The organism is Paenibacillus sp. IHB B 3415 (assembly GCF_000802655.2).
In the GTDB taxonomy this organism is placed as follows: Bacteria; Bacillota; Bacilli; order Paenibacillales; family Paenibacillaceae; genus Paenibacillus_AQ; species Paenibacillus_AQ phytohabitans.
This window is the reverse complement of the sequence record NZ_JUEI01000161.1, coordinates 1-6,673: the sequence shown is the minus strand read 5'-3', so window position 1 is coordinate 6,673 and position 6,673 is coordinate 1. Positions and strand designations below refer to the sequence as shown.

The window sequence follows — 6,673 nt, the reverse complement described above, 5'->3', positions numbered from 1 at the left end:
CTTGCTATTCAGCCAACTGAATTATGAAATTGACTCTTTTATACAACAATTCTGGATTGGGGCCGGAATCATGCGAGAAATGTTGTATTTTGGGCAGGATTTTTAAAGAAAGTAATAGTAAGCAGCTTAAGTCTAGCCTATTGGAATAGATTTCATTCGGGGGAAGGGGAGATGAGCATGAGTCTGAATCGGCATATTTCATTGTTCAGGTATGAAGAGAAGCATGAGGAGAAATTCAAGGAACAGTTGCTGAGCTTTCAGCTTCCTCCGGAGCAGGCGGAGTTTACCGGACTGCCGGAGCAGACGCTTCATGATGCCTGCGGGAATGCCGGCAAAATGGGAGTAGTCATTGCCCAGGGTGACCGGGCGGTAGGCTTCTTCATTCTTCATACAGGCGAAGGCATCGCGGACTTCTTCCAAGACTACTCCGGCGCAGTGCTTCTGCGCGCCTTTCTGATGGATTATGCCAGCCAGGGACAAGGCTTCGCCAAAGCCGCGATGGCCCTTCTGCCTGATTTCGTCCGCCGCCATTACCCGGAAGCACAGCAGATTGTGCTGGCCGTTAATGAGCGCAACATCCCTGCCGGACACCTGTACGCCCGCGCAGGGTTTCAGGATTACGGGCTGCGGCGCAGCGGGAGCAAAGGGCCGCAGCTGATTTTACAATATGAGCTGGCTACTAAGCCCGTGGCTCCGGCTGCCCATGGATGAGGGGGATATACTTCACAATCGTCTGACGGAGCTGTTCTCCCGCAGTATGCTACTGATGGATATCTTCAAGCGTGCTCAAGGTCTGGGTCTGTTTCCTTATTATATAGGCGCAGGGTGTCTGGTTCAGACAGTGTGGAACGAGCTTACCGGGCGGGAGCCGGATTACGGAATCAGTGATATTGATATAATCTACTACGACGGGCATGATTTGAGCTATGCTGCGGAGGACCGGATGATCGCCAACGGACGTGAGCTGTTTGCAGGTATTTCTATTCCGGTTGATCTCAAGAACCAGGCCCGGGTTCATCTGTGGTACCGTGATAAGTTTGGTGTAGAGCTGGCACCCTACGCTTCTCTGGAGGATGCAATCAACAGCTGGCCGACAACGGTCACTTCAATGGGGGCGAGACTCAGCAGCGAGGGGGAGTGGCAGGTATACGCACCGTTCGGTCTGCACGATCTGTTCCATTTAATCCTGAAGCCAAACAAGGCGTTAATCAGCGAGGACGTCTACTTGAATAAGACACGGAAATGGAAGTCGAAATGGCCGGAGCTTACGGTTGTCCCTTGGGGGCAGTAAAGCTTCGGCTTTTTGCTGTGTTCATGAACGTTCAACTACTTCAGCAGATGCGATATGAAGAACGTGGCAAGCTTCCATTAAGAAATACGACCGGGTAGGATTGTGTAGTAGGAGGAGCGAATAGATAGATTTAGTAACAAAATGGTACAGGGGGATTTCAATGACACAGTTTTATCTCATTCGCCATGGCGAACCCGAGTGGAACATCAATGAACAGTACAAATTAAAGGGCCATGGCCGGGATCTGGTACCTCTTACGGAAGCAGGAGTGAATCAGGTATATTGGACAGCAAAGGATGAGCGTTTAAAAGAGGCAGAAGTGATTATCTCTTCTCCTTACACGAGAGCACTTCAAACGGCCGCTATTTTATCCAAGGAACTCGGTTTAGACATAAAGGTTGAATTGGATTTAAGGGAATGGCAGCCTGACTTAACCTTTGAATATGATTCACTGGAGCGGCTTACAGAGCTGGGAAATGATTATGATGCTAATCATGGAGTATATCCTCCCGGGGTAACCAAGCTTTGGGAGTCCAAAGAACTGCTGAAGAACCGCGTGGAGAAGGTGATTGATCAATATCTTGGATTTAAAAAAGTGATCATTACCGGACACGGCATGGCTTTTCGTACCCTGGTAGGAGAGGTGGAAGAAATTCCGCATGCTTCCATTACCGAATATAATAAAACGCAGGCTATAATAGAAATTACGTAATTGTAATTGGCGGTATCCGGTGTTAATATCAGGAATGAGATGCCTATAAAGGAGCATAAACCGTATCATGTGGATGACTCTGTAAAGATTAACAAGTCTAAAGAATGCCTGTAATAGTGAACGCACTATTGTATTAGGCATGTCTTTCTTTAATCTTACAGGGTATGCAGGATAAGGTGTATCATAAAACCACTCTGCGGATACCCTTTTGGTATCCGCTTTATTGTCGTGTCGCGGGAAAAACGCATCTCCCTTGATGCTTACCTGCCTATCCTCCTAAAAATGAATGGAGGAACTACTATATGCAAACTAAATTGATCTTAATCGAGGGCTTACCGGGCTCCGGGAAATCAACTACGGCTCAGCTGGTGCAAGAAATTCTTACGGAGAGAAATCTTAAGGCCAGGCTATTCATTGAAGGAAATTTGGATCATCCTGCTGATTATGATGGAGTCGCTTGTCTAGATGAAGTTGAATACGATGATCTATTGAGCGCCTATGAGGAATTTAGGGATTTATTAAGCCCATATACATGGAATCAAGGAAATAGTTATTTCGTGGAATACCGGAAACTAATCAATGAACACGGTTCAAGTATTCCAAATGAAATGCTGGATACTTTGGTGAAGCATGATGTGTATGAATTGCCGCTAGACCGAAACAGGGAACTGATTACGGCAAGATGGAAGCAATTTGCGGAGAGTGCCTTAAATGGCGCTGACCTTTATATTTTCGATTGTTGCTTCATACAGAATCCTGTAACCACGGGAATGATCAAACATGATGCCGCCAAGGAAGACGTCACAAGTTATGTTATTGAACTGGCAGCCATTGTAGAAGTGCTGAATCCGCTTCTGATATACGTTGACCAGAACGATCTTGAGTATTCCTTCGGCAAGGCTGTTGAAGAAAGACCCCAAGAATGGTCTGAAGGCTTTATTGACTATTACACCAAACATGGGTTTGGCAAAAAACAGGGTTACACCGGTTTGGAAGGAACTCTGCAGGTGCTTAAGGCAAGAAGGGGACTGGAAGAAAGGATCTTTAACAGCGTAAATATGGCTAAGACAAAAGTGAACAATTCTTCATATGATTTAGATGCGTACAGAGAGGTTTTAGTGAAGATATTATCAGATATAAACTGAAGGGATTTCCAAGGCAGATGGGCGAGGGAACCTGGAATTGGATCATCCTCAAGCTTGGGCCTGAATCTTGGGCCTGAATTAGGTGCAATCGGTAAGGATTAAGACCGTTCTCAAGTAGAGAGCCTAGCAGATAACTGTATTTCGTGCAGTTAAAATACGGCGAAAAGCCGGATGAGCAGGGATAACTGTATTCTGTACAATTAAATTAGAGAATAATGCTCTTTTATGGCATAGGAGCATTTTATAAGTGTATAGAGTGCAATTAAAACTCCTTCTGCGCAGAAATAGATCGTTTTAGTTGTACATTTTACAGTTAGAGCTTGAGGGGGAGTCTCATACCAGAGCGCGCAATCCCGTTGGAAATCCTGCAGAAAATACAGCAATAGTTGCTGCTGCAATGTCAATCAGGTGGAGACACCCTGGGCAGCAGCAGAACTTTGGCAGCATAACCGAAAACGAGGCACTCCGTCAGGTACGGGGTGCCTCGCACTCCGTCAGGTACGGGGTGCCTCGTTTTATTTTTAAGACATATCTTAAGCTGCTGACATTTCTCATCATTTCCCCTGCGGGTTACACGAATGGTCAGCCAGGGCGTCAGAGTCAAAGCCCTATATAAGCTAATTCGCCGTAGGCTGAAGCCGCATGGAGCCGGCAGGGAGGTGGCGGGCAAGCCAGTCCAGCACATCGGCGGTGACCTCATCCCGGTTGACCTCGTTCAGCATCTCATGCCTGCCTTCAGGGTACAGCTTGCACTCTACGTCCTGTATTCCCTGCCTGCGGTACAGTTCGGCCAGACGCTTCACCCCTTGACCGTTCATCCCCACGGGGTCTTTCTCCCCGGCGAACAGATAGACAGGTTTATCTCTGCACAAGGTCAGCAGGGTAGTCTTGGTATGAAGCTCCCGCAGCATATGGAAGAAATCCCGGAAGAAGCGGGTAGTGCAGATCGCCCCGCAGAACGGGTCGGAGATGAAGTGGTCCACCTCCACCGGGTCTCTGCTAAGCCAGTCAAAGGCGGTCCTGACAGGAGAGAAGGCACGGTTATAAGCGCCAAAGACAATGCCGTTCAACAATACGCTGCGATGGTGGTCTCCCTGCAGCCTTAGCTGCATTGCCGACAGCGATTCTGCCAGCCGCAGCATGCTCCGCGGACCGTTGGTGCCGCTGAGAATGAAGCCGCTGTAAATCCCGTTACCTTCTTCGCACATCAGCTTCTGGGCCAGGAATGAACCCATGCTATGGGCGAACAGGTAAATCGGCACATGCTGATGCCGGGAGCAGGCGATTCCCGCAAGCTGCAGCAGATTGCGGCGCATCCAGTAGAAACCGTTCTCCCCGGTATCGCCGAGCAGATTGACTTGGCCGGCGGTGAGGCCATGGCCCCGGTGGTCATTGGCATACACCGCATAACCGGCTGCGGTGAGCGCGGACGCAAACCGGGCATAACGCGCAGCCGTTTCACACATGCCGTGAGAGATCTGCACGATCCCTCTGACGTCAGCTCCAGCTTCCGGCAGCCATTCATAGACATGGATTTTGACACCTAGTGGATCGGTCATCGTAAAGGTGTTCTCTGTCATCGCCGTCCTCCTGAAAGTTAAATTCAGCAATCCTAGCGCAAGAGTACTTCGTTAAACTAAATCTGCCCGGTATACAAGTTATGAATGGATGTAAACCGGTCTCTGCTTACGGCAGATAAGAGCGGAGAACCGTGGACATGCCTTCAATGCTGTAGGCGCCGAGGCTGGACGGGAGCAGGTAGCATTCGCCCGCTGCATAAGGCTGGGAGCCCTCTTCCCAGATCAGGTGGCCGCTGCCTTCACAGATCACCAGAATGGTGAAGCTGTCGTCCGTGGTGGCGAGCTGCCATTCACCGGCGACCACACCTTTTTCAACGATGAAATAAGGGGAGGAGGCGATTTGCAGCCATTCACCGGCCACTGCACCGTCTGTCTTCATCGAGGTCGCGCCTGCACCTTCATAGGCAGTAACATTCAGGGAATCCTCAATATGCAGCTCGCGGGGCTTGCCGTCCAGGCCGGGACGGTCGTAATCATAAATCCGGTATGTAGTGTCGGAGTTCTGCTGGATTTCGGCTACAACGACACCTGCACACAAGGCGTGAACGGTGCCTGCGGGAATATAGAAAGAATCTCCTGCCGCTACAGTCACTTCCTGAAGGCTGTCCATAACGGTCCCGTTCACGAGTGCATCCTGCAGAACCTCGCGGGTTACGCCTTCTTTCAGACCATAGATGATTTTGGCGCCCGGCTTGGCATCCAGCACGTACCACATTTCTGTTTTGCCCAGTTCGCCCTTGGGTAATCCGGCATAATCATCAGTAGGGTGTACCTGTACGGAAAGATTGTCATTGCAATCGAGCAGCTTGATCAGCAGCGGGAATCTTCCGCCGTCTTCCGTAATGCCCTTGCTGCCGAACCATTCATGTCCGAACTGCTCACGGATGGCATCCAGACCTAGTCCGGCGAGTTCGCCGTTCACTACAGAAGAGGTTCCGTTCGGGTGGTCAGCGATCATCCAGCCTTCGCCGATATGGCCTTCCGGCAGCTCCAGGCCGAACTTCTCCAGCGCACGGCCTCCCCAGACACGTTCTTTGAACTCCGGCTGAAATTTCAGAGGATATGGTTTCGTCATTACAACAGCTTCCTTCCTGATTATAGAATGTTTAAGACTTAATATTTAAACGGTACATCGGACTATAACCCAATAAGTAACCGGTCAAACGCTGGTCAACCAAGCCGTATCATATATGGCATGCTTAAGTTCACACCATATTGGCAGCATCAATGTTGTACTTATTACAACATTGATTGAGCGATACCAGGGTGATTGGTAGCATTGTTGTACAAAATACAAGAATTTTGCCGCTAAAATACTTGCAGGAGGAGAAATGCTGCCTTTTGTACAACAATTTGGATGGGAATCGCTATTTATGAAGAAAATGTTGCATTTCGTGCAGGATTTGTAGGACTGTGCGCCGGCTGGAAGAACTCAAGCTTCTCGCTGTCCGGTCCCTCGAAGAAGAAATAGCGGCTGCCGTTCGCGAGCTCAGAAATACCGGTCAGTGCCGGGATGCCGAGTCCGGCAAGTCTTCTGTGCTCTTCCTCAATGTCATCGACTGTGAAGGCGGTATGGCTTACCCGTCCTTCCTGCGGCAGACCCTCGAATGCCCGTTCAATCAGTTCAATCTCAACACTGGCCTGTCCGGGGAAGCTGAGAAAGGCGAGACGCACTTCATCTCCAGGCTGGCCCAGAATACCCTGAAGCGTCAAGCCGATGACCTCCTGGTAAAATTGCAGTGAACGCTCAAGAATGTCCACTTTAATGCCGACATGCTCCATTTTGGTTACTGCCATTTAGTGATCAGCTCCTTTTTTCTTCTCTACAGCTACAACATACGGGGCGGAATCGCGCTGCAGCTGGCGGTACACGATGGATTGCGCGTCCGGCTGGGCCAGTCCGGCGGCCCAGGCTTCCACGGCGGCAGCTTCACGGCCGCCGCCT

At 49.8% G+C, this 6,673-nt stretch carries 7 protein-coding genes; 4 read left to right on the top strand and 3 right to left on the bottom strand.

Annotation, left to right across the window (positions count from 1 at the left end):
- Window positions 1-177 precede the first annotated feature (177 nt).
- The 4 genes from QW71_RS35785 to QW71_RS35770 all read left to right on the top strand — a co-directional run bounded on the left by QW71_RS35785 (window position 178) and on the right by QW71_RS35770 (window position 3,148).
- Window positions 178-711: a GNAT family N-acetyltransferase gene (locus QW71_RS35785; RefSeq protein ID WP_083442869.1), complete on the top strand. Its 534-nt coding sequence runs from the start codon at window positions 178-180 to the stop codon at window positions 709-711.
- A complete protein-coding gene (locus tag QW71_RS35780) occupies window positions 668-1,291 on the top strand; it encodes a nucleotidyltransferase family protein (RefSeq protein WP_235441652.1) in 624 nt (207 codons plus the stop codon). Before QW71_RS35785 ends, QW71_RS35780 begins: the two co-directional genes overlap by 44 nt.
- A gap of 160 nt (window positions 1,292-1,451) precedes the next feature.
- Window positions 1,452-2,003 carry a histidine phosphatase family protein gene (locus QW71_RS35775; protein ID WP_039310693.1) on the top strand — a complete coding sequence of 184 codons (552 nt, stop codon included), beginning with the start codon at window positions 1,452-1,454 and terminating at the stop codon, window positions 2,001-2,003.
- A 302-nt stretch (window positions 2,004-2,305) separates the two neighbouring features.
- Window positions 2,306-3,148, top strand: a complete 843-nt coding sequence (locus QW71_RS35770) for a hypothetical protein (RefSeq protein WP_039310690.1) — start codon at window positions 2,306-2,308, stop codon at window positions 3,146-3,148.
- Window positions 3,149-3,765: 617 nt separating this feature from the next.
- Here the strand turns inward: QW71_RS35770 and QW71_RS35765 are convergent.
- The 3 genes from QW71_RS35765 to QW71_RS35755 all read right to left on the bottom strand — a co-directional run bounded on the left by QW71_RS35765 (window position 3,766) and on the right by QW71_RS35755 (window position 6,525).
- Window positions 3,766-4,728, bottom strand: coding sequence for an alpha/beta fold hydrolase (locus QW71_RS35765; RefSeq protein WP_039310687.1), 963 nt, complete (start codon window positions 4,726-4,728; stop codon window positions 3,766-3,768).
- Window positions 4,729-4,834: 106 nt separating this feature from the next.
- Complete coding sequence (locus QW71_RS35760) at window positions 4,835-5,803, bottom strand: type I phosphomannose isomerase catalytic subunit (protein WP_039310684.1); 969 nt, start codon at window positions 5,801-5,803, stop codon at window positions 4,835-4,837.
- A gap of 296 nt (window positions 5,804-6,099) precedes the next feature.
- The gene (locus tag QW71_RS35755; protein ID WP_047014165.1) at window positions 6,100-6,525 is read right to left on the bottom strand and encodes a VOC family protein; all 426 of its coding nucleotides are present in this window, start codon (window positions 6,523-6,525) and stop codon (window positions 6,100-6,102) included.
- Window positions 6,526-6,673 lie beyond the last annotated feature (148 nt).